Genomic DNA, 23,796 nt, shown 5'->3' on the forward strand with positions numbered 1-23,796 from the left:
CCCGTCCGGCCCGGCCGCCGGCGCACGGCCCGCTCACGGAGCGGGCCGGCGGTCCTCCATCTCCCACAGGTGGTCCAGGACGTGCCAGGCGATCCGGCGGGCGGCGTAGCGGGCCGGCCAGCCGCCCGGCACCACGGGCCCGTCCCCGGACGGCTCGGCCAGCACCGCGGCGATGTCCGCCCGCAGCGCCGCCAGGCCCGCCGCGTCGCGGAACGGCCGGTGCCGTACCCCGATCTTCCGCGCGTAGGAGCGCTCGGCCTCGATCACGTGGGCCACCATCTTGTCGCGGTCCCGGCCGCCGCCCCGCGGGCCCTTGCGCAGTTCCTCCGGGGAGGCCGCGGCCGCCTCGTCGAACAGCTCCCACGCCGCCCGGACCAGCGCGGCGGCCCGCGCCGCCTCGTCCGCCTCCACCGGCTTGCCGTCCAGCTCCGGAATCGCCTCGATCGCCCCGAAGTCGGTCGTCGTGCCGCCCCGGACCCGCTCCACGACCACCGGGTCACCCGGCTCGAACACCAGCCCGGCGCGCTCGGCGACCGGCCGGTAGCGCGGCGCGTAGTCCGCCAGCGCCTCCAGCGCCGACTCCTCCGACCGGCCGATGCGGCACCAACCGGGCCACCCGATCGCGCAGGCGAAGACCTTCTTCGGGCCGATCTCCAGATAAACGTCCGTCATACCGCCCCAGCGTGCCACCGGAACCTGACAGCACCCGTCAGGTACGGCGGGCCCGTCACACCCCCGAGTCGATCATGTCGACCAGGTCCGCCACCGAGTTGACCACCTGGGACGGGCGGAACGGGTAGCGGTCCACCTGGTCGCCGCCCATGACGCCGGTGAGCACCAGGATCGTGTGCAGCCCCGCCTCCATGCCCGAGACGATGTCGGTGTCCATCCGGTCGCCGATCATCGCGGTGCTCTCGCTGTGCCCGTCGATGGCCCGCAGCGCGCTGCGCATCATCATCGGGTTGGGCTTGCCGATGAAGTACGGCGAGACGCCCGTCGCCTTGGTGATCATCGCCGCGACCGCGCCGGTGGCCGGCAGCGACCCCTCGGTGGACGGGCCCACCGGGTCGGGGTTGGTGGCGATGAACCGGGCGCCGCCCTCGATCAGCCGGACGGCCCGGGTGACCTGCGTGAAGCTGTAGGTGCGGGTCTCACCGAGCACCACGTAGTCGGGGTCGATGTCGGTCAGCACGTACCCCGCCTCGTGCAGGGCGGTGGTCAGCCCGGCCTCCCCTATCACGTAGGCGGAGCCGCCGGGGCGCTGCAGGTTGAGGAACTGGGCGGTGGCGAGCGCCGACGTCCAGATCGCCTCCGGCGGAATGTCCAGCCCCGCCGCGCGCAGCCGTACGGCCAGGTCCCGCTGCGTGTAGATGGAGTTGTTGGTCAGGACCATGAACCGCTTGCCGGACTCGCGCAGGCGCCGGATGAACTCGTCGGCGCCGGGCACGGGGTGCCCCTCGTGGACGAGCACCCCGTCCATGTCCGACAGCCAGCACTCGATCGGCTTGCGCATCTCCACCGTTCCCCCATCTTCCATGGCATCGGGATCAAACAGTCCGTCGGGACAAGGATGGCAGGAGGGCTGCGAGCGGCGCGCGGGAGGTCGGGACGCGGGGGAACCGGGACGTGAAAGGCCGGGAGGCCGGGAGGTCAGGGCGCGAGGGCCTCCAGCGCCGCCTCGGCGCGGCGCATCGACTCCACCGGGTCGGCGTCCGGCGAGCCGATCTCCGGGTCGAAGTTGAGGTCGTGGAAGACGTCGGTGACGCCCTTGGCCTCCAGCCGGTCCACGTCCCGGCGGATCTCCTCGAACGAGCCGGTCATCGGCGTCCGGCCGGGGCCGTCCGACGGCCGGACCCGGGTGACGCACCGCGTGACGAACCGCAGTCCCCCCGGGTCGCGTCCGGCCTCCCGAGCCGCCTCCTTTACGATGTAGATTTTTTGATCGATGCCGTCGAGGTCCTCCCGGCTCGCGCTGATCCAGCCGTCCGCCAGCCGCCCCGCGCGGCGCAGAGCGGGCTCCGCGCCCCCGCCCAGCAGGATCGGCGGCGGGGTGAGCGGCTTCGGGTCCTGGTGCACCGGCGGCAGCCGGTAGAACTCCCCCCGGTGCTCGACGACGTCCTCCGCCCAGAGCCGGCGCAGCAGGTGGACGAACTCCTCCCCCCGCCGGCCGCGCAGCTCGAACGGCACTCCGGAGGCGACGAACTCCTCCCGCAGCCACCCCAGCCCGAGTCCCACGTCCAGCCGCCCGCCCGACACCGCCTGCAGGGTGGCGAGCTGCTTGGCCGTCAGCGCGGGCGAGGCGAACGGCATGTTCAGCACCGCCACCCCCAGCCTGATGCGGGAGGTCACCCCGGCGAGATAGGCGAGCGTGACCACCGGGTCGTGCACGCTGCGGTACACCGGGCCCATCGGGTGCCCCTGCGGGTACAGCAGCCGCTGGAAGGTCCACACCTCGTGGTAGCCGAGTTCCTCGGCTCTGCGGGCGACCCGCGTCATGTTGCCCGGCGTCGCCCAGGACCCCGACACCGGCACCGCGAATCCGATCCTCATGCACCGCACTGTATGCCGCGCGGCGCGCCGGGCCCGGACTCCGGCACGGCGCGCCCCGGACTCCGGCACGGCGCGCTCCCGGCGCCGGTACGGCGGACCCTCCCGGCACCCGTACGGCGGGACCGGGACCGGCGCGACGGAGCCGGGACCGGGACCGGGACCGGGGCCGCACGCCGGGCTCCCCGGCGGCGGTACGGCGGGACCGGCGATCGGTGGTTCACTTGGCGGGTGAGCGACAGCGACGATCTCATCGACGACCTCCGGCGGCTGGCCGAGCGGCACGGCGACGGCCCCGCCGAGGTCGTCCCGACCCGGCCGGACGTGGTGATCGTCCGGGCCGGGTCCATCGTGGTCAAGGCTCACGGCCCCGGCTCGCCGCGGGAGCCGCTGGAGCTGCGGGTGCGGGCCGCGGCGCATCCGGCGCTGCGCGGGATCGTGCTCGGGCCGGTGACCGAGGAGGTCACCGCCGTGCGCGGCAGGCTCGTCACCGTGTGGCCCGCGGGCACCCCGGTGGACCCGGGCGACCCGGACGCGGCCCCGTGGGCGGCGGCGGCGCGGCTGCTGGCCCGGCTGCACGCCGTACCGGCGCGGGCGCTGCCCCCGCTGCCCCCGGCGGGCGGCCCGGCCCGGGTCGCGGCGACGGTCGCCCGGCTGGAGGGCCGCTCCCCCGCCGCGGACCTGGTGCGCCGCACCCTGGCCTGCCTGCCCCTGCCCGGTTCGCCCGTCTCCCCGGACTCACCGGGTTCCCCGGACGGCTTCGCCGCCCCCGCCGCGGGGCTGCCCGGCCCCCGCGTCCCCCTCGACTCCGCCGGCGCTCCCGGATCCCCCGGCTCTCCCGGCGCCTCCGGTCTCCCGGGCGTGCCCGTCACGCCCGGTGCGACGGGCGCCGCCGCGGGTTCGCTCGCCCACGGCGACTGGCACATGGGCCAGCTCGTCAGCGTCGGGGGCGAGTGGATCCTCATCGACATCGACGACCTGGGGACCGGCGACCCGGCCTGGGACCTGGCGCGGCCCGCGGCGTGGTTCGCGGCCGGGCTGCTGGAGCCGTCCGTCTGGCACGGCTTCCTCGCCGCCTACCGGGCGGCCGGCGGGCGCGCCGCCGGAGCCGAGGGCGACGACCCGTGGCCGCGGCTCGACCTGCCCGCCCAGGCGATGACCGTGCAGCTCGCGGCGGCCTCGATCGACAAGGCCGAGCGGGCCGGCCGGCCGCTGGACGAGGTCGAGCACGCCCTCCTCGACACGTGCGAGAAGATTGCCCGGGCCAGAAACGCCTGCCACGGCGCACCCGCGCAGTAGGTTATGGGTACTTCAAGGAAACGCGAACAACAAGGAGATCGGCCACATGCAGTGCCCGAAGTGCCGGGGCCTGATGCGCACCTACGAGCGCAACGGCGTCCACATCGACCAGTGCGAGAGCTGTCGAGGGATCTTCCTTGACTACGGCGAGCTGGAGACCCTCACCCGCATCGAGAGCCAGTGGTCCCAGCAGCACCACTCCGCGCCGCCGCCTCCCCCGCCGGCGCACGGCGCCCCGGGCTGGGGTGCGCCGCACCACGGTCACTACGGCCACCACCGCCAGCGCAGCTGGGTGGGCATGCTCTTCTCGACCTGACCGGCCGCCGCGCCCGCCCTCCCCGCCCCGGCGAAGGCGGGCGCGGCCCGCCCGCCCGGGGCGGGCCGCCGTCAGGTCGGGCCGCCGTCAGGTCGGGCTGCCGTCAGGTCGGGCTGCCGTCAGGTCGGGAAGTCGTCAGGTCGGGAAGTCGCCCGGCTTGACCCGCCGGGAGCGGGCGTTGCCCCCGATGACGGGGTTCAGGGTGAGGGTCCAGTTCTTCCAGCTGATCTGGGTCGCGGTGTAGGTCGTCCGGAACCGCAGCGCCTTCTCGAACCGCTCGAAGGCGCACGACCGGGTGAAGGTCCCGGCCCGGGAGTCCCAGTCGTCGCCGAGGGTGTAGTAGACCTTGTAGCTGCCGTCCCGCACGCCGCGGACCTTGAACTTCGACTTCTTGCGCACGTAGACGGTGACGACCTTCTTCTTCCCCCGCACCAGGACGACGACGGCGTCCTGGCGGTTGCCGTTGCGCAGCTCCAGGTAGCCGCGCCCGGTACGGCTCTCGGACCGGATGTAGCGGCCGTTGGGCAGGCGGCGGGTGCGCTGCGCGGCCGCCTTGACCGGCACGACGTCGGCGGGGTATCCGGTCAGCGAGCTCGCGGCCTCACGCACCGCGGGCAGCTCGTCCTCGCGCTCCATCCTGGTCAGCACGGCCGGGCCGGTGCAGACCTCCTGGTTCTGCGCCTCCTGGCGCGCGGTGTCGAAGGCGGCGGCGAACCGGCGCAGCGCCGTCAGGTAGGCGTCGTGCGCGGTCCCGACCTCGGTGGGCGGTGTCAGCTCCGCCAGCCGGGTCACCGCGTCGTTCACCGTGGTCGAGGCCCGCTCCAGCCGCCCGTCGAGGCTCTTCGGCCCGTCGGCCGCGGCGAGTTTCCGCAACGCGTCGCGCACTGGGCCGCGCGCCTTCTCCAGTTCGCTCCGGTACGCCTCGGCGGTCAGGACGGCGGGGGCCGGCGTGCCGGAGGAGGAGGTCGTCCCGCCGGCCCCCGCGCCGGTCGCGGGCCGGTCTGCGGCGGGCTCGCGGTCGCCTGCCGTGCAGGCGCACAGGGTCAGGGCGGTGATCACGACGCAGGAAAGCAGCCGGGGGGTGGTCACCTGTCCCACTATCGCCTGATAGATCATCGCACGTCAATGGCGGATCCCCAGCCCGCCACCGCTATATCTACCAATACAGATAAATAGCGCTCAGTAAGATGAATTTTCCTTCAAAGTGAATAAATGCGCTATTTATGGATGCCCGGCAACAGCCGCCGGACGGTCAGCCCCGCCGCCATGCCGGTGACCGCCCCGGCGAGCACGTCGCCCGGGTAGTGGACGCCGGTGTAGACGCGGGAGAAGCAGACCCCCGCGGCCAGCGCGCCGATCGGGACCGCGACCGCCGGGGGCGCCTCCAGCGCCACGGCCGTGGCGAACGCGGCGGCGGAGGCGGAGTGGCCGGACGGGAACGAGGCCGACACCGGCCTGCGGATCAGCCGCTCCAGCGGCAGCCCCTCGGCCGAGGGGCGGGTGCGGCCGAAGATCTGCTTGCCCACCAGGTTCACCAGCGGGCTGGCCAGGCTGATCGCGAGCAGGCCGCGCGTCGCGGCGCGGCGCAGCGGCCGGCGGCCGGTGGCCGCCAGCGCCCCGGCCAGCCCGGCCCACAGCAGCGAGTTGTCGGCGGCGCGGGACAGCGCGGGCACGAAACGCTCCAGGCCGGGCAGATGCGCCCCCGCCACCGCGGCGAAGAGCCTCCGGTCCAGCCTGCTCAGCCATGACCTCACCCGCATGCGCACCACCTTCCCGTACGGCCTCTCGCCTTCCCGCGCGGCCGGCCGACCCTCTCACCGTCTTCCCGCACGGCTTCCCGCACGGCAGCCCTTTCCACGCGGCCGACCGGCCGTCTCACCGTCTTCCCGCACGCCCGCCCTTTCCACGCGGCCGGCCGTCCTCTCCGCCCGGCCGTCCGCGGAACGGACGACCGGAACGGACGACCGGACGCGTGCTTCCGTGTCGCCGCCCCACCCGCCGGGGCGTACCGCGTCCGTCTCCCGCCCGTCCGTCAGCCGACGGTGATCCGGAAGACGGCGTCGCCCGAGGCGCGCCTGCTCGCGTCGTCCGGGGGCGTCCGGCCGTTCTGGCAGCGGCGGCAGTTGGAGATCGTGACGGTGGTCGTGCCCGGGTGCTTGGCGTTGAAGATGAAGTAGCGGGCCGGGCCCGCGGCGCCGGAGGCGGGGCTGGGTTCCTCGCTGATGAAGGAGGCCACCGCGACGTCGGGCAGATCGCCCATCTCCCAGTCGTCGCCGGCCCGCTCGTCGTCGTCCACCGCCAGCGCGAACCGCGCGCCCGGGGTGACCCGGACCTCCACGGTCCTGCCGACGCTCCCGTGGAAGACCGTGCCGACGTCCTTGACGGCGCTTCCGGAGCCGCAGCCCCCGGCCAGCGTCACCAGCAGCAGGGCGACCAGCCCCGTTCGGTACATCACCCGGCTCAGCGTAGCGAGCCGCACCGGCACCGCCCCGGAGGGCACCGCCGTACGGCCCGGCGGCGTCCGGGGCCCGGAACCACCGGCGGGGCGGTCAGGCGCCGGCGAGGCGGGAGCGGTAGACGCGCCGGGCGCGCTCGTAGAGGGCCAGGTGGTCGTCGAGCTGCCCGGGACGGTCGAAGACCCCGAGGTCGCGGACCATCGCCTCCAGTCCGTCCAGCCAGTCCAGGCACCAGCGGACGTCCTCGGGCCTGGCCACGTGGCGGCCGGCCACGTCGAGGTAGACCGGGCTGGTGTGGGCGTGGACGCCCTCACCGGTCAGTGACCGCTCGTGCGGGCCGCCGACGGCCACCGCGACGACGTAGGTGGGGTCGCCGGCGATCAGTTCCGCGGTCAGCTCGCCGGGCGGCCCCTCGGCCAGGACGCCGTCGGCGGTGCGGATCTCCAGCCGCTCCACCTCGGGGCCGATCGAGCGCACGACGATCGGGACCCGGTCGCCGGGCGAGAGGTCCAGGGTTTCGCCGGGTCCCCGGCCGCCGGCCGACAGCTCCAGCCAGGGGCCGGTGGTGCCGAAGGTGCGGCCCCGCCGTACGGCCTCGGCGAACGAGGCGGCGGTGAGCGGTCCGTCCACCCGGGCGTAGACGCGGGCCCAGCCCGGCGGGTTGGACTGGTTGCCGCGCCGGGCGAAGGAGATCATCGCGTCGGTGCCCGCGGTGACCGCGAGCCGGTTGCCCGCGCCGATCAGCCGCCGGTAGATCGCGGCGGGCCCGGTGATCGTGGTCTGGCTGAGCACGTCGAGGCTGTCGACCAGGCCGAGCGCGGCGTCGGCGACGATCTCCCGCGCCGTGCAGTTGCGGCCCGAGGCCAGGCCCACCTCGGGGCCGTCGGCGTCGGTGGCCGCGGCGTGGAAGGGGTGGCTGTAGCCGAGGAGCGCCCCGAGGCCGCGGAGTTCCTCGCAGCCGGTGGCGTTGGGCGGCCAGTCGGCGGTGCCGGCGAAGCCGGTGTGGAACCGTCCGGGCGGGGCCGAGACGCCGAAGGCGTACAGGTGGCCGAGCAGGTCGTTGCGGTACTCGACGCCGAGCCTGGCCAGGTGGGTGGCGTCCGACCACGGCAGGTCCCGCCCCGCCCAGTGCGCCAGCGCCTCGGCGTCGTAGACGCGCGGGGAGGAGACGTTCCCGGCGACCAGGTTGAGCACGTGCAGGTCCTCGCCGTGCTGGATGGCGGCGGCGTGCTCGGGCAGGCCGACGGTGTCGCCGGCCCAGTTGAGGTGGACGTGCATGTCGCCGCCGTACCAGCCGCGTGCCGCGGCGTCGTAGAGGCGCTCCGGGGTCAGCTCGACCAGGGTCTCCTCGCCGGCCGCCGGGGTGACCTCCACCTGGGCGGCGCCGTACTCCATGCCCCGGGTCACCCGCACGGTCAGCCGTTCGGCGGGGACGTCCAGCACGACGTCGTCGCCGTGGAAGTAGGGCAGCACGTGGTAGTCGCGGCGGGCGGGGACGCCCTCGGGGTACCAGCCCTGCTCGTGCTCGCCGTGGACGCTCCACCGGCAGGGGAACCCGGCGCGCAGCCGCAGGCGGGCGGTGGCGGCCGGGCGGGTCAGCGCCGAGAGGTCCACGCGGCGGCCGTCGGCGACGACCTCGCTCGCGCTGGTGATCCCGACCAGCCGGGCGCCGCGCGGGGCGATCTCGTGGGTCTCGCCGTCCACCGTGACGGTGGTCCTCCCGTCGCGGGCGGAGTCGAGCAGCAGGGTCGTGCGCAGCGGCCGGTCGTCCAGTACGGCCTGCGGAAGCGCCTCCAGGGTGTGGCCGCCGGGGGTGAGGCGGAGCGCGGCGAGGTTGTCACGGACCCGCCCGTCCAGGACGTTGCGCACGATCTCGTCCATGTCGAGCTGGACCAGGCGGGTGCGCCGCTCCTGGGGGGACAGGTCCGGGTGGCGGGCGGCGACCATGGCGTGGCAGACGTCCCAGAAGGTGTCGGTGCCCATGAGGTAGGCGTCGGTCGCCATGGACTTGACGTAGAAGATGGGGTTCTCACCCCAGGTGACGCCGTGCTCGGCCAGCAGCCGGCGGTACTCCTCGGTGGCCCGGGCGACGGCGGGCGGCAGGAGCGGGTCGTGGCACATGGTTCCTCCCCGTGACGAGGCGCCTGACGATCGCCGTCATCGTGGCACCCGGACACGGACCGCTATGGACTCGTCACGCCCGTCGGGAGGATTTATCACTACTTAGTGGGAGAAAAGCCAACCCACTGTGGCTGATCTTTCCCCGGTTCCGGCGGCCCTCCCGGAGCGGACGCCGGAGGACGCCGCGGCCGGAGGGCGCACGATCGGGCCGCGTGACCGGGCCGCGTGATCGGAGGGCGCACGATCGGGCCGCGTGACCGGGCCGTGTGACCGGACGGCACGGCCGGGGGCCGCCGCCGGGAGGCACGGGGCCGCGCGGTAGGTCGTGCCACGCGGCCGGGACGGGAATCGGGACCGGAGCCATGCGGCGTCACGCGGCCGGGGAGGGGCCGCGCCGCCGGGAGCCCGGCTCAGCGGCTGCTCGGCGCCGGGCCCAGGCGCATCCGCATCGCGTGCTCCACCAACGTGATCAGGACCTCCTTGCCGGACTCGCGGCGGCGGGCGTCGCACATCACGACCGGGATGTCCTCGTGGAGGGTCAGGCCGAGCCGTACCTCGTCGAGGTCGTAGCGGCGGGCGCCGTCGAAGCAGTTGACCGCGACGATGAAGGGCGTCTCGCGCCGCTCGAAGTAGTCGAGGGAGGGGAAGCAGTCGGCCAGCCTGCGGGTGTCGGCGAGCACGACCGCGCCCAGCGCGCCGAGGGCGAGCTCGTCCCACAGGAACCAGAACCGCTCCTGGCCGGGCGTGCCGAACAGGTACAGCCGGTAGTCGTCGCCGATGGTGATGCGGCCGAAGTCCATCGCGACCGTGGTGGTCTTCTTGCCCTCCACCCCCGACAGGTCGTCGATCCCGATGCCCTGGTGGGTCAGGGTCTCCTCGGTTCGCAGCGGCTCGATCTCGGACACCGACCCGACCAGGGTCGTCTTGCCGGCTCCGAAACCGCCGGCGACCAGGATCTTGATCGCCTTGGGCAGCGTGACGCGCCCCGCGTCGCGATCAGAGCGCACGGAGTCCATCCAGCACCGCCTTGTAGAGCTTCTCGTCGTGCATGTCCGTCTCCGAGTGAGGTTCTTGCGTGGCGATGAGTCCCTGGTCGAGCAGGTCGCTGAGCAGGACGCGGACCGTGCCCGCCGGGAGGTTGATGTGCGCGGCGATCTCTGCCACCGACTGCGGCCGGCGGCAGAAGCGCACGATGGCCTGGCACTCCGGATCGAGACCGCCCGCCCCCGCGTGGGCGGGGCCCACGGCCACCGCCAGGGTGATCAGGTCGAACCGGCCTCGGGTGGGCTCGGTTCTGCCGCGGGTGAGGACGTAGGGCCGGACGATCGCTCCGGCCGCCTCCCCCACCCACTGCGTGTCGGGATGCTCGTCGGAGGCGGGCATCACGGACCGTCGTTCCCGGCGAGGTCCGAGCGCGCCGGTGAGGTGAGGTACTGGCCGACCCGGGTGACGAGCATGGCCATCTCGTAGGCCACCAGGCCGACGTCGGCCTGGTGGGCGCAGAGCACCGCCAGGCAGGCTCCCTGCCCGGCCGCGGTCACGATCAGGTACGCCGACCGCATCTCGATGATGGTCTGGCGCACCGCGCCGCCCTCGACGCGGTCGCTGACCCCCCGGCCCAGGCTCTGGATCGCCGACCCCACCGCGGCCAGGTGTTCGGCGTCGGCCCGGTCGAACCCCCGTGAGGCGGCCAGCAGCAGGCCGTCGGTGGAGAAGACGATGCCGTGCTCGGCCTCCTCCACCCTCGCGACCAGGTCGTCCAGCAACCAGGCCAGGTCGGTGAAAGATCCTGTTCCCTGCACCACTCGTTGTCCTCTTTCTGCTTAATTCTGCTGAAAGGGCCTTAGATCGCCCGCCGCGGCGGCCCCCGACGCCGGCGCGGATCGGAGTCGTCACGGAATCGTCATCGGTCGTGTTCCCGGAACGGGCCGTCCGCCGGGTCGTCCTCGTCGGAGAGCAGCTGCGCGGCCTCGGACCGGCCCCGGCGTGTGCCGGCCTGGAAGGAGGCCATGGCCGCGCGGATCGCGTCCGGCGAGGGCTCGCCGTCGCCGCCGGGCCCGGCCGGTTCCTCGGGCTCGGCGGGCCACGGGCGCTCCTCCTGGAGGGGGGCCGCGAGGTTGGTCTGCGGGACGCGGCGCGGCAGACCGCCGGGCGTGTGGCTGGTGTCGGGCGGCGGCAGGACCGGCGGCGCCGCGGGCGCGGCGGCGGCGGCCGTACGGTGTGCCGCCACCGGTTCGCCGTCCCCGCCGTCCCCGTCGCGTTCGCCGGTGACCGGGGCGGTACGGGCGGCCCCGGAGACCTCGGCGGTCCGGCGCGCGGACTCCCAGGTCCGGCTCTCCCGGAAGGCGGCGCCCGGCCCGGAGGACACGGCCGCCGGGGACGGCTCCGCGGGGAGTCCCGCCCGCGGGGCGGCGGAGAAGACCGCCTCGGGGACCCGTACGGAGCTCTCCACCGTGACGCCGGCGGGGATCCCGGGATCCCCGGACCTGTCCCGCCCGCCGTCTCCGTCTTCCTCGCCCTCGCTCACCAGCTCCTGGGGGATGAGGACGACGACCGTCGTGCCGCCGTACGGCGAGACCTTGAACGCCACCCGGATCTCGTGCCGCTCGGCCAGCCTGCTGACCACGTACAGTCCCAGGCGGGCGTTGCCGGCGAGCTTGAGCTCTGGGGGGTTGGCGATCCGCTCGTTGGCGGCGGCGATGTCCTCCGGGCTCATGCCCAGGCCCCGGTCCTCGATCTCCAGGGCGTAGCCGTGGGCCACGACGCCCCCGCTGACCTGAACGGTCGTGTAGGGCGGGGAGAAGGACGCGGCGTTCTCGACGAGCTCGGCCACCAGGTGGATGACGTCACCGACCGCGCGTCCCTCCAGGTTCGCGTCTCCCAGGGGCAGCACGTCCACCCGGGTGTAGTCCTCGATCTCGGCCAGCGCGCCGCGGACCACGTCGATCATCGGGACCGAGTCGCGCCAGGCGCGGCCGGGCGAGGCGCCGGCCAGCACCAGGAGGTTCTCGGCGTAGCGCCGCATGCGGGTCGCCAGGTGGTCGAGCCGGAACAGGTCCCGCAGCTCCTGCGGGTCGTCCTCCCGCCGTTCCATGACGTCCAGCACGCTGAGCTGGCGGTGGACGAGCGACTGGGTGCGGCGGGCGAGGTTGCGCAGGATGTCGGCGATGTCACGGCGGAGCTGGGCCTGCTCGGCGGCGACCTTGATGGCGGTGCGCTGCACGGCGTTGAACGCCTGGCCGACCTGGCCGATCTGGTCGCTGCCGAACTCCAGCTCGGGGGCCTCGGCCGCGACGTCGACCTCCTGGCCGTGGCCGATCCGCTCGACCACCGACGGCAGCCGCTCGTCGGCGAGTTCCCGGGCCGCGTCGCGCAGCTTCTCCAGCTGCCGGATCAGGGCGCGGGCGGTGGTGATGGCCAGCACGATCGAGGCGATGACGGCGATCAGGCCGAGTCCGCCGGCCAGCGCCAGCCGGACGATGACGCCGGTGGCGACCGGCCCGGACCGCTCGACCACGCCGGCGCCGGAGGCGAGCACGACCTCGGCCAGCCGGGAGTGCGCCGGCTGGGCGACCGCGCTCCACTGCTGGGCGTCGACCAGCCCGGCGGGCACCGCCTGGTCGTTGCCGATCAGCAGGGTCTCCAGGGAGCGCAGCCGGGTGAACTGCTGTCCTTCCGACAGCCGCCGGTAGGCGTCCTGGTCGGAGTCGGGCAGCTCGTCCATCGACTGGGAGATCAGAAGCTGCCGGTTGCCGACGAGCTGGGTGAGCTGGACGCGCTCGGCGCCGGTGAACCGCCCCGCCGTCAGGGCGCCCGCCACCAGGGCGTCCTCCTGGGCCAGGAGGTCACGGGCCCGGTTCATCCTGATCAGCGCCCGGGTGTCCCCGGCGATCTCCTCGTCGTCCAGCGTCGCCATGGAGTCGTAGACGCGGAAGACGGCGTCGACGATGCCGGTGAACATGGCGGCCGCGCGGGCGCGGTCCATCTGCCCGTTGTCGATCGCCCCGCGCGCGGCGGCCAGGTCGTCGAGCAGCCGGCGGGTCTCGTCGAGGTGCCTGCCGAGCGCGTCGCCGCCCAGCAGTTCCACGGCGCGGCCGGCGGTGAGTGTGCGGAAGCTCGCGGCGGCCTCGTCGGTGCGCCCGCGCTGGGTGGTCAGCGCCTGCTGCCGCTGGCGCGGCCCGCCGGGCCTGCCGAGCGTGACGGCGGTGAGGCGGCGCTCTGCCTGCAGGGCGACGATGAGCTGCTCGCCGGGGTCGGCCACCTCGGTGCTGAGCGTGGCCACGCCCAGCATGTTGAGGCCGTCACGGACGGTCACCCACGCGGTGAACGCCCAGAGCGCGACAAGTGACACCAGCAGCGCCGTCACCTTGGTCCGCAGGCGTGGGTCACGCACGCGCATAGCATCAACCCCGGAAAAAGCAGAGAAATGGCCGTTTCGTCGCGGACCGGTCAGCACATATGAGTCGCCGTCGCCGCTTTGCAGGGATAAGTGGTACATCCCCAATGCACCCGGCAAACCCTAGCAATATCCCCAAATACCCTCAAGGCGAGGCGTGAGCAATAATGCCCCTCTGTCCTTTTCGGGGGGTTCACTGGTGGTTTTTCCGGTGCTCACTCCGGCATGGCGCCCATCTCCCTTCCGGAGAGGTGAAGGGCTCCCAGGACGGCCGCCTGAACGATGGCCACCGGCAGGTAGAGGTCCTTGTCGACCCACAGCGGCGGCGGCCGGTGGTCCCGGGCCGCCAGCAGCGCCTCGCGGCCGCGCCGTACCGCGTCCCGCTCCCGCCGTACCTCGTCCCGCCCCCGGCCGCGGGCGGCGCCGGTCAGCATCAGGGTCTGCAGCGCGTAGGCGGTCTCCTCGGCGGTGCCCTCCCAGCGGCCCCAGGAGCCGTCCGGGCGCTGGGTGGCGAGCACCCACTCCGCGGCCCGGCCGACCGCCTCCCGCGACTCCGGGCCGCCGAACTCGGTCAGGGCGATCGCGCAGCAGGCCGTGGCGTAGTACGGCGAGACGTGCCAGCGGTCCGTCCACTTCCCCTCGCCGTCCTGCCGGCCGCGCAGCCAGGAGACGAGCTTGGCGACGACGGCCGCGTGCCGGGGCTCGCCGCCGCGGCGGCGCACGTACTCGCCGAAGGCGTCGAGCACGTGGGCGTTGGTCGTCGGGGACATCCCCTCCTCGCCGCGCCAGGTGCAGAAGTGGGTCTCCAGCTCGAACGGCCACAGCCCCTCCGGCTCGCGCGGCTCGCCGAGCAGCGCCAGGGCGTGCAGCGCCACGGAGGTGGTGTCGGCGTCGGCCGGCAGCCCCGGCCCGGTGGCGACCCCGTCCGGTCCCAGCCCCTCGCGCAGGCTCGCCGCCAGCTCCGGCGGCGCCTCCACGGGAAGGCCGGCGCGCAGCAGCCAGCTCAGCGTCCAGCCGCGCTCGAACACGGTGATGGGGAGGGCGCACGGCACCGGCCCGCCGGAGACCGACACCACCTCCTCCAGGTACCGCCGCACCGGGGCCGCCGCGCCGGGCGGGCGCGCGCCGTCCCCGGAGGCGTCCCCCTCCGGCCCGGCGTGCCGCGGGGCCGCGGCCAGCCAGGCGGCGCTCGCCGCGGGCGACGCGCCGACGGCCGCCATGCCGGCGGTCATCGGCGTGGGGACGATGACCGGCGAGGCCGCCCCCTCCGGTCCCGCCGACTCCAGCGCGTGGACCAGCTTCTGCGGGACGGCCGCGCCGGAGGCCATCCACCGCCTGACCGCCGCCAGCTTGGCGCCGTCCGCGCCGGGGAACGGCCCCGGCACCGGGCCGAGACGACCGGCGGTGTCCGGATCCTCCGCGTCGAGGTGGCCGCCGATCAGGGCGAGCAGGTGGGGCACGATGAGCTCGATCGCCGGCATGTCCGGCAGCGGCTCCTCCCGGCCCCGGACCGCTCCGGCCCGCACCAGCTCCAGCCCCCGGGCGGCGGCCTTGGCCAGCAGGTCGCGGTCGGCCGGGGAGGACTCCCGCCGGCGCTCGGCCAGCAGCGCCTCGACCGCGCTGAGGGTGGGGACGAGGCCGTGGTGGCCAGGAGGGCCCCAGCCGCCGTCCCCCCGCTGGGTGGCGATCAGGAAGTCGATCCGCCCGGCGTGCCCCGACAGCCACGGCGCCAGGCTCACCACCCGGCCGGTCTCGTACGGCGAGGCCGACACCTGCCCCCAGGGCGCGGCCAGCAGCCCGGCCACCAGCTCCCGCGCCGCGGCGGGCAGGTCGCCCGGGGCCGGAAGCCGGCCGGGCGCCTCCGGGGCGGGCCGGGCGGTGGCGCTCACACTGCTCACGGCGCTCACGGCGTTCACAGCGTCCCCCAGTAGTCGCCGACCCGGTAGAACCCGGCGCAGAAGTCCATCTGGCGCTCCATGTAGCGGGTCAGCTCCGGGTGGGCGTCCAGCGCGGCCAGCAGCTCCCTGGCGCGGGCGGCGAGTTCGGCGGCCCGCCGCTCGATCCCGGCGTGGCCGCCGGGATCGAGCGGGATCGCGTTGAGGTCGCCCCAGGCGACGTCCCGCTCGTAGGTGCCGAGGTCGTTGAGGAGGCGGATGACCCGTTGCACGGCCCGGCTCGCCTCGCGCAGCGGCTCGACGTCGGAGACCGCCGCGCCGTCGGCGACGTGGATCCAGTGGGCGGCGAGGACGAAGGAGAACCCGAGGTTGTCGGCGTTGGCGAGGTACTCCTCCACCGTGGGCCGGGCCTTCTCGCTCTTCCAGCGCCACTCGGTGAGCATGCCGTCCAGCATCCGCCGCAGCTCGTCGCGCCAGACCGGCCCGAGCGCGCCGTACGCGGGCGAGGCGGACAGCTCGTCGCGGATGTCGGCCAGCATGCGGGTCAGGTCGTCGCCGGGAGAGGGCGGGGCGCCCGCGGCCACGTCGGCGCAGCGCCGGGCGATGTCCTCGACCTCCTCCCGGGAGGAGGCGACGTAGTCGACGAGCCAGTCCAGGCCGAAGGCCCACAGGGTGACCTTGTTGGCCATCCGCAGCCGGTCGGCGCCGAGCCACGGCCCGCTGAAGGCCATCGCCAGGGAGAGCGTGCTGTACAGGGCGGCGTCGAACGGCTTGGCGGAGAACAGCCCCGGATAGGCCGCCGCCCACTCGCGCATGTCCCGCTGGGCGCGTCCGGCTCCGGCGCAGACCGCCCCGCACTCCGCGGCCGGCGGCCAGGCGTCCCGGGCGGGCGCGGCCGTCATCGCGCGGCCCCGACCCTGTCGTGCCCGGCGAAGGCCACCTTCAGCATGACCTTCTGCTTGGGGCGCAGCGAGGCCGCCCAGCCCATGGGGTACGGCCCCGGGGTGGGCACCGACACGCGGTACCGGCTGAGGATGGAGGCGACCACGAGCGGCGCCTCGACGTAGAACAGGTGCTCGCCCAGGCACTTGTGCGGCCCGCCCCCGAAGGGGAAGTAGGAGTACCTGTGCCTGCGCTCCCCCTCGGCCGGCGCGAACCGCTCGGGGTCGAACTCGTCCGGGCGCTCCCAGAACCCGTCCAGCCGCTGCGTGGCGTAGGGGCAGATGAACACCGTCGAGCCGCGCCGGATCCGCACGCCCCCGATCTCCGCGTCCTCCATGACCTGGCGCGGCAGCAGCCAGCCCGCCGGGTACATCCGCAGGGTCTCCAGCAGCACCATCCGGGTGTAGGCGAGCCGCGGGAGGTGCTCGGGCCGGGCCGGGCCGTCACCGACCACCTCGTCGATCTCGGCCTGGAGCCGGGCCGCGACCCGCGGGTGCTCCTTCAGCAGCAGCCACAGCCAGGTGATGACCATCGCGGTGGTCTCCGAGGAGGCGGCGTAGACGCTGACCAGGGCGTCGCGGATCTGCTTGGCGGTGAGCGGGTCGCCGTTGTCGTCGGTGGAGCGGCAGAGCATCGAGATGACGTCGGTGCTGTCGTCGGGGTGGTCCATGGCCCGGCGCACGATCGGGTACACGACGTCGTCGATCCGCTGGACGGCCTTCTCCAGGGCCCGGTCGCGGGGCACCCGGACCGTGTAGGGCATGAACGGCATGAGGAACCGGTAGACGAGGGAGTTGGCGACCGTGTCGAAGGCGGGGATGATGTCCTCCCCGTCCTTGCGGTCCAGCTTGTCGCCGAACAGCACCCGGTTGACGATGTAGGTGAGGATGGTGGACATCTCGGTGGCGGCGTCGAAGCTCCGCCCGGTCCGGGCGTGGTCGTCCCACTCCTCGATGCGCGCGGCGACGCGCCGGGAGACCTCCTCGGCGATCGTGGCGATGTACCGGGTGGTGAACATCGGCTGCAGGATCTTCCGGCTGATGCTCCACTGCTCGCCGTCGCCCATGATGCTGTGCCCGAAGAGCCGCTCCAGGGGCCGCCAGAACATCCCCATCCGCTGGTAGTTCGTCCACTCCAGGCGCATCACCTGCTGGACGTGGTCGGGGTGGGAGACCAGGTAGGGGCGGAACGGTCCCAGTCCCAGCCGGACGACCTCCCCGCCGGACTCCCGGGCGAAGCCCGCCAGGGCGACCGCGGGACCCCGGAGCAGGGCCGGGAGGGCCCGACGCATCGGAACCGACCTCGCCCGCCGGGCGGATAAGAGGGCCACATCTGTCGGCATCGCCAAGGTCTCCCCACCGGCGCCCCGAATCCGCGCAGCACGAAATCGCCCACGGCGGTGCGGGCCGTACGGGATCCGAAGGCGGGATCCGGCCACCTCGCCACGGCCGGTTCCCGCGCGGAGAAAACAGGTCAGGACCTGCCGGAGGACAGTCCTCGCGCGACCTTCCCGCGCACCGTCATGCGCTTTCCGTCCTTGCGGTATTCACTGGGCGCACTATTACGACATTTGCAACTCTTGGCGCGAAACATTACATGATCCACCACTCGTGATCAAGTGATGGTAAAATCATAAAGTGCATCAGGGTCGCCAACTTCGGTCATTGGGCCCGAATTAACAAGACAGAAACCCCTGGATGTCAACTTTCGCCTTGACATCCAGCCACGGCGGATGGTCACCTGAGGCCCGGCCGATCCGGCGCCGCCGGGCATGACAGGCCGGCCGTCGCGGCGGGCCTCCGGCTCGCGAACCCCGGCTCACCGGCCCGGCTCGCGGGACCCGCTCACTCGCGGAAGGCCGCCAGGATCCGGTCGGCGGCCAGGGACGGCGTCAGCGTCCCGGCCCGCACGTCCCGCTCGACCTCGGCGGTGATCTCGGCGACCCGCGGGTGCTCGCGCAGCGCCGCCAGCAGCCGGTCCGTCACCAGCGACCAGGTCCAGCGGACCTGCTGGCGGCGGCGGCGCTCCTCCAGCTCGCCCGAGGCGGCCAGCGCGTCCTGGTGGGCGACGACGCGCGCCCACAGCTCGTCCAGACCGGCGCCCGACATCCCGCTGCAGGTCAGCACCGGCACCGTACGCTCCGAGCGCAGCAGCCGCAGCGCCCCGGCCAGCTCCCGGGCCGCCTTGCGGGCGTCGGCCTCCCCCGGGCCGTCGGCCTTGTTGACGGCGATCACGTCGGCGAGCTCCAGCACGCCCTTCTTGATGCCCTGGAGCTGGTCGCCCGTCCGGGCCAGGGCCAGCAGCAGGAAGGTGTCGGCCATGTCGGCGACGGCGGTCTCGGACTGGCCCACGCCGACGGTCTCCACCAGTACGACGTCGTACCCGGCGGCCTCCACCACGACCATCGCCTCCCGGGTCGCCCGGGCGACGCCGCCCAGGGTGCCGGAGGTGGGCGAGGGCCGGATGAAGGCGTCCGGGTCGGCGGCCAGACGCGCCATCCTCGTCTTGTCACCGAGGATGCTGCCGCCGGTCCTGGTCGACGACGGATCGACGGCGAGCACCGCCACCCGGTGCCCCTGACGGGTCAGCCGCACACCGAGGGCGTCGATGAACGTCGACTTGCCCACCCCCGGCACGCCGGTTATGCCGACCCGGCGCGCCCGGCCGGCCAGCGGGGCCAGCTCGACCAGCAGCCGCTGCGCCAGCTCCCGGTGGTCGGGCCGGGAGGACTCCACCAGGGTGATCGCCCGTGCGATCCACGCCCGGGAGCCCTCCTTCACCCCCGTGACGTAGTCGTCAAGCGTCCGCGCCATGACCCAGCCGGGTGAGCAGGTCGGCGAGCAGCCCGCGGGCGGCGTCGGCGATCACGGTGCCGGGCGGGAAGATCGCCGACGCCCCGGCGGCGCGCAGCGCGTCGAAGTCGCCCGGCGGGATCACCCCGCCGACCACGATCATGACGTCCTCGGCGCCGAGTCCGGCCAGCGCGGCGCGCAGCGCGGGCACCAGCGTCAGGTGCCCGGCCGCCAGCGAGGAGACCCCGACCACGTGCACGTCGGCCTCGACCGCCTGGCGGGCGACCTCCTCGGGCGTCTGGAACAGCGGGCCGACGTCCACGTCGAACCCGAGGTCGGCGAAGGCCGTGGCGATCACCTTCTGGCCCCGGTCGTGACCGTCCTGCCCCATCTTGGCCACCAGGATCCGGGGGCGGCGTCCCTCCAGCCGCTCGAATTCGGCGCACATGTCGCGGACCTCGTCCACGCCGGAACCCACCTCCTCGCGGTACACCCCGGAGATCGTGCGGATCTGGCCCGCGTGCCGGCCGAAGACCTTCTCCAGCGCCTCGGAGATCTCCCCGACGGTGGCCTTGGCGCGGGCCGCCTCCACCGACAGCGCGAGCAGGTTCGCGTCGCCCGCCGCGCCCTTCGTCAGCGCGGCCAGCGCCTCCTCCACCGCCCGCGGGTCGCGCTCGGCGCGCAGCCGGCGGAGCTTGTCGAGCTGCCGGGCCCGCACCGCGGTGTTGTCCACCTTGAGCACCTCGATGGGCTCGTCGGCGTCGGGCCGGTACTTGTTGACGCCGATGACCGGCTGCGCCCCGGTGTCGATGCGCGCCTGGGTGCGGGTGGCGGCCTCCTCGATGCGGAGCTTGGGCAGCCCGGCGTCGATCGCCCTGGCCATGCCCCCGGCCGCCTCCACCTCCTCGATGTGCCCCCACGCCTTCCGCGCCAGCTCGTGGGTGAGCCGCTCCACGTAGTAGGAACCACCCCACGGGTCGATCACCCGGCAGGTGCCCGACTCCTGCTGCAGCAGCAGCTGGGTGTTGCGGGCGATCCGCGCCGAGAAGTCGCCCGGCAGCGCCAGCGCCTCGTCCAGCGCGTTGGTGTGCAGCGACTGGGTGTGCCCCTGGGTGGCGGCCATCGCCTCCACGCAGGTGCGCACCACGTTGTTGAAGACGTCCTGGGCGGTCAGCGACCAGCCGGAGGTCTGCGAGTGCGTCCGCAGCGACAGCGACTTGGGGTTCTCCGCCCCGAACCCCGACACCAGCCTCGCCCACAGCAGCCGGGCGGCCCGCAGCTTGGCGACCTCCATGAAGAAGTTCATGCCGATGCACCAGAAGAACGACAGGCGCGGCGCGAACGCGTCGACGTCCAGGCCCGCCCCGACCCCGGCCCGCAGGTACTCCAGGCCGTCGGCGAGGGTGTAGGCCAGCTCCAGGTCGCAGGTGGCCCCGGCCTCCTGGATGTGGTAGCCGGAGATCGAGATCGAGTTGAACTTCGGCATCCGCTCGCTGGTGTAGGCGAAGATGTCGGAGATGATCCGCATCGACGGCCCCGGCGGGTAGATGTAGGTGTTGCGGACCATGAACTCCTTGAGGATGTCGTTCTGGATGGTCCCGGCGAGCTGCTCGGGCGCCACCCCCTGCTCCTCGGCGGCCACGATGTACAGCGCGAGCACCGGCAGCACCGCGCCGTTCATGGTCATCGACACGCTCATCTTCTCCAGCGGGATGCCGTCGAAGAGCTGCCGCATGTCGTAGATGGAGTCGATCGCCACCCCGGCCATGCCGACGTCGCCGGCCACCCGGGGGTGGTCGGAGTCGTAACCCCGGTGGGTGGCCAGGTCGAAGGCGACCGACAGGCCCTTCTGCCCGGCGGCGAGGTTGCGCCGGTAGAAGGCGTTGGACTCCTCGGCGGTCGAGAAGCCGGCGTACTGCCGGATCGTCCACGGCTGGGTGGCGTACATCGTCGGGTACGGCCCGCGCAGGTACGGCGCCACGCCCGGATAGGTCGCCGGGAAGTCCAGCCCGTCCAGGTCGGCGGCGGTGTAGAGGGGCTTCACGGCGATCCCCTCGGGGGTCTCCCACACCGGCCCGCCCGGGCCGTCCCCGGCGGCCCGCCGTACGGCCGGCCCGGCGGAGCTCGTCCCGCCGTCCAGCGGGACCGCGGAGAAGTCGGGAATCATCGGGTCACCCCCAGGTCGTCGAAGGTCGTGCGGAGCACGCCGAGCGCGTCGCACCCGGCGTACAGGAGGGCGTCCACGCCCGGGTACTCCCCCCGCCCCGCCAGCCATATCCGCCTGGCCCCGGCCGCGCGCAACGCGGCGGCCACCGGGCCGGCGTGCTCGCCGTACAGGCGGTCGGCGGAGCACAGGCAGGCGACCCGCGCGCCGGAGGCGGTGAACGCGGCGGCGATCTCCTCCGGGTCGGTCAGCGGGCCGCCCGACACGGTGGCGATCCCGCCGGCCTGGAACAGGTTGGCCGCGAACGACGTCCTGGCGTTGTGCGCCGCGACCGGCCCGATGGTCGCCAGGAACACGTGGGGACGGACCGGCTGGGCGTCGGCCAGGTCGCGCAGCCGCTCGAACTCCCCGGCGTAGTGGACGCCGGGAACCGGGCGCGGGCGCGGGGGGCGCCGCAGCGGGCGCTCGGCCAGGTCGGGGAACTCGCTCACCCCGGTGATCGGGTCGCGGCGGTGCGCGACGGCCTCCGAACGCCGCTCCCGGGTGGCGGCCAGCCGCCGGGCGACGAGGTCGTCCCCGGCCCGGGACCCCGCGCCGCCGGCGCCCTCGATCTCCCGGAACCACTCCCAGGCCCGCTCGGCCAGGTCGCGGGTGAGGCGCTCGACGTAGTAGGAGCCGCCGGCCGGGTCGGTCACCCGGGCCACGTGGGACTCCTCCAGCAGCAGGGAGTGGGTGTTGCGCGCGATGCGGCGGGCGAAGGCGTCCGGCAGGCCCAGCCGGGCGTCGAACGGCTGCACGGTCACCGCGTCGGCCCCGCCGGTGCCGGCCGCGAAGCAGGCGAGCGTGGTGCGCAGCATGTTCACCCACGGGTCGCGGGCGGTCATCATGGCCGAGGAGGTCACCGCGTGCTGCCACTGCCCGGCGTTCCGCGTCACCCCGCACACCTCGGCGACGCGGGCCCACAGCAGGCGCGCGGCGCGGAGCTTGGCGATGGTGAGGAACTGGTCGGCGGTGGCGGCGTAGCGGAACTCCAGCTGCCCGAATGCCTCCTCCTCGCTCAGCCCGGCGCCGGTCAGCACCCGCAGCGCCGCGACGCCCGCGGCCAGGGAGCAGCCCAGCTCCTCGGCGTCGCCGCCGCCGGCGTCGTGGTGCTGCGTGGCGTCCACGACGGCCGCGCGCAGCCCGGGGAAGCCCGTGGCGCAGCGCCGGGCCAGGTCCGCGGCGGTCTCCGGGTCGCGCAGCGGGTCCGCGCCCAGGGTGCCGGTCAGGAAACCCGCCGCCGGCCCGCCGTCACCGCTCCCGGGCGCGGGCTCGCCGGAACCGCTCCCGGGAGGCGCCTCCGGCCGGGTCTGCCGCTCGCGGGCGGCCTGCCCGGCGGCCAGCGCGAACAGGGTCTCGGCCGCCTCGCGGGTGCGCTCCCCCGCGTCCAGCGCGACCGAGATCAGCTCCAGGTGGACCCGCTCCAGGACGCGGGGCAGGTCCTCGGGCCCGACGGCGAGCCACAGCGAGGTGACGCCGTTCTCCAGGTCGGCGAGCACCGCCTCGGGGTCGGCCGCCTCGTGGCGCTGCCGTATCTCCCAGCTCCCGCCCCCGGACCGGGAGCCGCGGACGTACGGGGCCGCGCCCGGCAGGCCCGGGTCGCCCGGCAGGTCGGAGGCGTCGTAGATCGGGGCGATGGTGACGCCGTCGTGGGTCGTGAAGGCCAGCGCCTCCTCGGGCGAGGCCGCCTCGACGCCCGACCTGCGCAGGACCCCGAGCGCCAGCTCCCGCCACCGCTCCCGCGTGGCCGGGGGGAAGCCGGCGGTCCATCGAAGTTCCTCAGGCGGCACCGTCATGCCTGGGATGGTAAGCCCCGCGGCCCGGTGACGGCCTCCCGGGGTCCCCGCCCGGGTGTGTCCCGGCCGCCGGGCGGCGGATTTCCCGCGGCCTCTCCCCGGGTGGCCGGGGTCCGGGTTCCGAGCCCGGCCGGGGCCCGGGGGACTCCGATCCGGGGCGCGAGGGTTCAGGACGCGAGGGTCCGGGGCACAGGGATCCGGGCGCGTCAGGTGACGGGCTCCTCCCAGGCGGCGTTCCAGGTGGCGCGGTCGACGGCGCCGGTGGCGGGCAGGCCCTTCTCGTCCTGGAACTTGCGGCAGACCCGCTGGGACTCCTCGCCGTACAGGCCGTCGGCGTCGAGGTCCCAGCCGCGCTCGCGCATCTGCCGCTGCCAGACGCGGACGTCCTCGCCCTCCATGACCGGCGGGTATTTGAGGACCCGGCCGGGGAAGACCGGGTGCGGCTCCGGCGGGGCGGGGGTGGCGCCGGGGCGGGGCGCGCCGCGCTTCACCCACGCGTACAGCGGCTCGCCGGGGCAGTCGGTGGCGTACCCGTCGCGGTGGCCCTTGATCTCCCGGCCCGCGCCGCCCTCGGCGCGCAGGTACTCGACCGCGTCGAGGACGGCGTGCAGGATGCCGTCGGTGGGCTTGGTGAGCCCGGTCGAGCCGACCAGGCCCAGCACCGCGTAGTGGCCGCTGTTGAGGCCGGGGCCGTTGGCCGCGGGCAGGTGGTGCAGCCCCCTGCCCTCGAACACCTTCCGGTGCGGACAAGCCACCACGCTGTATCCGATGTCCAGCCAGCCGTTGCCGTCCATGTGCTGGTTCTGGATGGACCGGACCAGGGCGACGCACTTGGCGTGGTCGTCGACGATGGCGGGGTCGACGCGCCCGCCGGTGTAGTGGACCTTCACACCCCTGGTGGAGGAGATCCGCGAGTACGAGCCGCGGGGGGCGCGGGCGCCCCATGCGCGGCGGGTCACGATGTCGGCCACAGGTGTCTCCAGGGGGAACGCGAACTGCTCGATGTACCGCGCGACCGACGTTATCCGTAGTG

General features: G+C 74.3%; 20 protein-coding genes. 2 read left to right on the top strand and 18 right to left on the bottom strand.

Features of this window, described 5'->3' with window-relative positions:
• Nucleotides 1-33 precede the first annotated feature (33 nt).
• The 3 genes from IEZ10_RS22400 to IEZ10_RS22410 all read right to left on the bottom strand — a co-directional run bounded on the left by IEZ10_RS22400 (nt 34) and on the right by IEZ10_RS22410 (nt 2,550).
• Nucleotides 34-672 (bottom strand): hypothetical protein, encoded by a 639-nt coding sequence (locus tag IEZ10_RS22400; RefSeq protein ID WP_189248452.1) that lies wholly within the window; start codon nt 670-672, stop codon nt 34-36.
• Nucleotides 673-727: 55 nt separating this feature from the next.
• Nucleotides 728-1,537, bottom strand: a complete 810-nt coding sequence (locus IEZ10_RS22405) for an HAD-IIA family hydrolase (RefSeq protein ID WP_229811517.1) — start codon at nt 1,535-1,537, stop codon at nt 728-730.
• A 113-nt stretch (nt 1,538-1,650) separates the two neighbouring features.
• Complete coding sequence (locus IEZ10_RS22410) at nt 1,651-2,550, bottom strand: TIGR03619 family F420-dependent LLM class oxidoreductase (protein WP_189248453.1); 900 nt, start codon at nt 2,548-2,550, stop codon at nt 1,651-1,653.
• A 228-nt stretch (nt 2,551-2,778) separates the two neighbouring features.
• Here IEZ10_RS22410 and IEZ10_RS22415 point away from each other — a divergent pair, with 228 nt between their 5' ends.
• Together IEZ10_RS22415 and IEZ10_RS22420 are read left to right on the top strand one after the other, a co-directional pair.
• Nucleotides 2,779-3,846 (top strand): phosphotransferase, encoded by a 1,068-nt coding sequence (locus tag IEZ10_RS22415; RefSeq protein ID WP_189248454.1) that lies wholly within the window; start codon nt 2,779-2,781, stop codon nt 3,844-3,846.
• A 46-nt stretch (nt 3,847-3,892) separates the two neighbouring features.
• Complete coding sequence (locus IEZ10_RS22420; protein WP_189248455.1) at nt 3,893-4,162, top strand: TFIIB-type zinc ribbon-containing protein; 270 nt, start codon at nt 3,893-3,895, stop codon at nt 4,160-4,162.
• 135 nt (nt 4,163-4,297) lie between these two features.
• Here IEZ10_RS22420 and IEZ10_RS22425 read toward each other — a convergent pair whose 3' ends face one another.
• The 15 genes from IEZ10_RS22425 to IEZ10_RS22495 form a co-directional block, all read right to left on the bottom strand.
• Nucleotides 4,298-5,251: a hypothetical protein gene (locus IEZ10_RS22425; protein WP_189248456.1), complete on the bottom strand. Its 954-nt coding sequence runs from the start codon at nt 5,249-5,251 to the stop codon at nt 4,298-4,300.
• A 128-nt stretch (nt 5,252-5,379) separates the two neighbouring features.
• Nucleotides 5,380-5,922 (bottom strand): phosphatase PAP2 family protein, encoded by a 543-nt coding sequence (locus IEZ10_RS22430; protein WP_189248457.1) that lies wholly within the window; start codon nt 5,920-5,922, stop codon nt 5,380-5,382.
• A gap of 272 nt (nt 5,923-6,194) precedes the next feature.
• Nucleotides 6,195-6,614 (bottom strand): hypothetical protein, encoded by a 420-nt coding sequence (locus IEZ10_RS22435; protein ID WP_229811537.1) that lies wholly within the window; start codon nt 6,612-6,614, stop codon nt 6,195-6,197.
• A 97-nt stretch (nt 6,615-6,711) separates the two neighbouring features.
• Nucleotides 6,712-8,739 carry a CehA/McbA family metallohydrolase gene (locus IEZ10_RS22440; RefSeq protein ID WP_189248458.1) on the bottom strand — a complete coding sequence of 676 codons (2,028 nt, stop codon included), beginning with the start codon at nt 8,737-8,739 and terminating at the stop codon, nt 6,712-6,714.
• Nucleotides 8,740-9,149: 410 nt separating this feature from the next.
• On the bottom strand, nt 9,150-9,755 hold the full coding sequence (locus IEZ10_RS22445; protein ID WP_189248459.1) for a GTP-binding protein: 606 nt from the start codon (nt 9,753-9,755) through the stop codon (nt 9,150-9,152).
• Nucleotides 9,736-10,122 carry a DUF742 domain-containing protein gene (locus tag IEZ10_RS22450; protein ID WP_189248460.1) on the bottom strand — a complete coding sequence of 129 codons (387 nt, stop codon included), beginning with the start codon at nt 10,120-10,122 and terminating at the stop codon, nt 9,736-9,738. The genes IEZ10_RS22445 and IEZ10_RS22450 overlap by 20 nt, the downstream gene beginning before the upstream one ends.
• On the bottom strand, nt 10,122-10,544 hold the full coding sequence (locus IEZ10_RS22455; protein WP_189248461.1) for a roadblock/LC7 domain-containing protein: 423 nt from the start codon (nt 10,542-10,544) through the stop codon (nt 10,122-10,124). Before IEZ10_RS22455 ends, IEZ10_RS22450 begins: the two co-directional genes overlap by 1 nt.
• Before the next feature lie 98 nt (nt 10,545-10,642).
• Complete coding sequence (locus IEZ10_RS22460; protein ID WP_189248462.1) at nt 10,643-13,138, bottom strand: sensor histidine kinase; 2,496 nt, start codon at nt 13,136-13,138, stop codon at nt 10,643-10,645.
• Nucleotides 13,139-13,350: 212 nt separating this feature from the next.
• Nucleotides 13,351-15,033, bottom strand: a complete 1,683-nt coding sequence (locus IEZ10_RS22465; protein WP_229811518.1) for a prenyltransferase/squalene oxidase repeat-containing protein — start codon at nt 15,031-15,033, stop codon at nt 13,351-13,353.
• 14 nt (nt 15,034-15,047) lie between these two features.
• On the bottom strand, nt 15,048-15,932 hold the full coding sequence (locus IEZ10_RS22470) for a terpene synthase family protein (RefSeq protein WP_189248463.1): 885 nt from the start codon (nt 15,930-15,932) through the stop codon (nt 15,048-15,050).
• A complete protein-coding gene (locus tag IEZ10_RS22475; protein WP_189248464.1) occupies nt 15,929-17,263 on the bottom strand; it encodes a cytochrome P450 in 1,335 nt (444 codons plus the stop codon). Before IEZ10_RS22475 ends, IEZ10_RS22470 begins: the two co-directional genes overlap by 4 nt.
• A gap of 553 nt (nt 17,264-17,816) precedes the next feature.
• Nucleotides 17,817-18,785 (bottom strand): methylmalonyl Co-A mutase-associated GTPase MeaB, encoded by a 969-nt coding sequence (gene meaB / locus IEZ10_RS22480; RefSeq protein ID WP_189248465.1) that lies wholly within the window; start codon nt 18,783-18,785, stop codon nt 17,817-17,819.
• The gene (gene scpA / locus IEZ10_RS22485; protein ID WP_189248466.1) at nt 18,769-20,931 is read right to left on the bottom strand and encodes a methylmalonyl-CoA mutase; all 2,163 of its coding nucleotides are present in this window, start codon (nt 20,929-20,931) and stop codon (nt 18,769-18,771) included. Before scpA ends, meaB begins: the two co-directional genes overlap by 17 nt.
• Nucleotides 20,928-22,763 (bottom strand): methylmalonyl-CoA mutase family protein, encoded by a 1,836-nt coding sequence (locus IEZ10_RS22490; RefSeq protein ID WP_189248467.1) that lies wholly within the window; start codon nt 22,761-22,763, stop codon nt 20,928-20,930. The genes scpA and IEZ10_RS22490 overlap by 4 nt, the downstream gene beginning before the upstream one ends.
• A gap of 206 nt (nt 22,764-22,969) precedes the next feature.
• Nucleotides 22,970-23,734: a peptidoglycan recognition protein family protein gene (locus IEZ10_RS22495; protein ID WP_229811519.1), complete on the bottom strand. Its 765-nt coding sequence runs from the start codon at nt 23,732-23,734 to the stop codon at nt 22,970-22,972.
• Nucleotides 23,735-23,796: the final 62 nt, after the last annotated feature.

This window comes from Streptosporangium pseudovulgare (assembly GCF_014648055.1).
In the GTDB taxonomy this organism is placed as follows: domain Bacteria; phylum Actinomycetota; class Actinomycetes; order Streptosporangiales; family Streptosporangiaceae; genus Streptosporangium; species Streptosporangium pseudovulgare.

Coding starts and splice junctions, on each gene's coding strand:
- IEZ10_RS22400 (WP_189248452.1), bottom strand. CDS start 672: ATGACGGACGTTTATCTGGAGATCGGCCCGAAGAAGGTCTTCGCCTGC.
- IEZ10_RS22405 (WP_229811517.1), bottom strand. CDS start 1,537: ATGGAAGATGGGGGAACGGTGGAGATGCGCAAGCCGATCGAGTGCTGG.
- IEZ10_RS22410 (WP_189248453.1), bottom strand. CDS start 2,550: ATGAGGATCGGATTCGCGGTGCCGGTGTCGGGGTCCTGGGCGACGCCG.
- IEZ10_RS22420 (WP_189248455.1), top strand. CDS start 3,893: ATGCAGTGCCCGAAGTGCCGGGGCCTGATGCGCACCTACGAGCGCAAC.
- IEZ10_RS22430 (WP_189248457.1), bottom strand. CDS start 5,922: ATGCGGGTGAGGTCATGGCTGAGCAGGCTGGACCGGAGGCTCTTCGCC.
- IEZ10_RS22435 (WP_229811537.1), bottom strand. CDS start 6,614: ATGTACCGAACGGGGCTGGTCGCCCTGCTGCTGGTGACGCTGGCCGGG.
- IEZ10_RS22440 (WP_189248458.1), bottom strand. CDS start 8,739: ATGTGCCACGACCCGCTCCTGCCGCCCGCCGTCGCCCGGGCCACCGAG.
- IEZ10_RS22445 (WP_189248459.1), bottom strand. CDS start 9,755: ATGGACTCCGTGCGCTCTGATCGCGACGCGGGGCGCGTCACGCTGCCC.
- IEZ10_RS22450 (WP_189248460.1), bottom strand. CDS start 10,122: ATGCCCGCCTCCGACGAGCATCCCGACACGCAGTGGGTGGGGGAGGCG.
- IEZ10_RS22460 (WP_189248462.1), bottom strand. CDS start 13,138: ATGCGCGTGCGTGACCCACGCCTGCGGACCAAGGTGACGGCGCTGCTG.
- IEZ10_RS22470 (WP_189248463.1), bottom strand. CDS start 15,932: ATGACGGCCGCGCCCGCCCGGGACGCCTGGCCGCCGGCCGCGGAGTGC.
- IEZ10_RS22475 (WP_189248464.1), bottom strand. CDS start 17,263: ATGCGTCGGGCCCTCCCGGCCCTGCTCCGGGGTCCCGCGGTCGCCCTG.
- meaB (WP_189248465.1), bottom strand. CDS start 18,785: ATGGCGCGGACGCTTGACGACTACGTCACGGGGGTGAAGGAGGGCTCC.
- scpA (WP_189248466.1), bottom strand. CDS start 20,931: ATGATTCCCGACTTCTCCGCGGTCCCGCTGGACGGCGGGACGAGCTCC.
- IEZ10_RS22490 (WP_189248467.1), bottom strand. CDS start 22,763: ATGACGGTGCCGCCTGAGGAACTTCGATGGACCGCCGGCTTCCCCCCG.